This window comes from Vibrio sp. YT-19(2023) (assembly GCF_033337395.1).
This window is the reverse complement of record NZ_JAWOQN010000879.1, coordinates 1-570: the sequence shown is the minus strand read 5'-3', so window position 1 is coordinate 570 and position 570 is coordinate 1. Positions and strand designations below refer to the sequence as shown.

Annotated in this window: 1 pseudogene; it reads left to right on the top strand. The window is 50.7% G+C overall.

The window, feature by feature from the left end:
- Window positions 1–570, top strand: a pseudogene (locus R7E78_RS28960) (flagellar biosynthesis protein FlhF); the annotation flags it as partial.

Genomic DNA, 570 nt, shown 5'->3' with positions numbered 1-570 from the left:
CTGAAGCAATACAGTGGTCGCGCAGCAGAATCTGACGATCATGTTGCGGAAACCGAAGATTCGTTATCAGCCCTATTGCAACGCCAAAATAAGCACCGCGAAAGCTACAACCAAGAAAAGCCCGTGCCATACCAGCCGGACTCTCCTTTGGCGAAATTGATTGCTCAAGATAACCGTTTTGAGCGACCAACGCCGAAGTTAGATCCTACGCGCTATGACCGTCGTCGCCCATCCTCTGAAGAGCGTGACGAGTCAGCAAAAGAGCTGGAGAACATGCGCGAAGAGATGACCTCGATTCGTCGTCTGCTGGAACATCAAGTCTCCGGCTTAATGTGGCAAGAAGTGGAACGTCGTGAGCCATTAAGAGCCATGCTTATCAAACGCTTAGAGCGTATGGGCGTGTCTCCTGAGCTTGCAGACCAAATGGCATGTTACATCCCAGAAGACACCAAGCCTGCACGTGCGTGGAAGGCGTTGCTGTCACTCGTTGCGGATCAAATTAACATACCAAAACAAGATATTTTAAAACGTGGTGGTGTGGTTGCATTGCTTGGCCCTACAGGCGTCGGA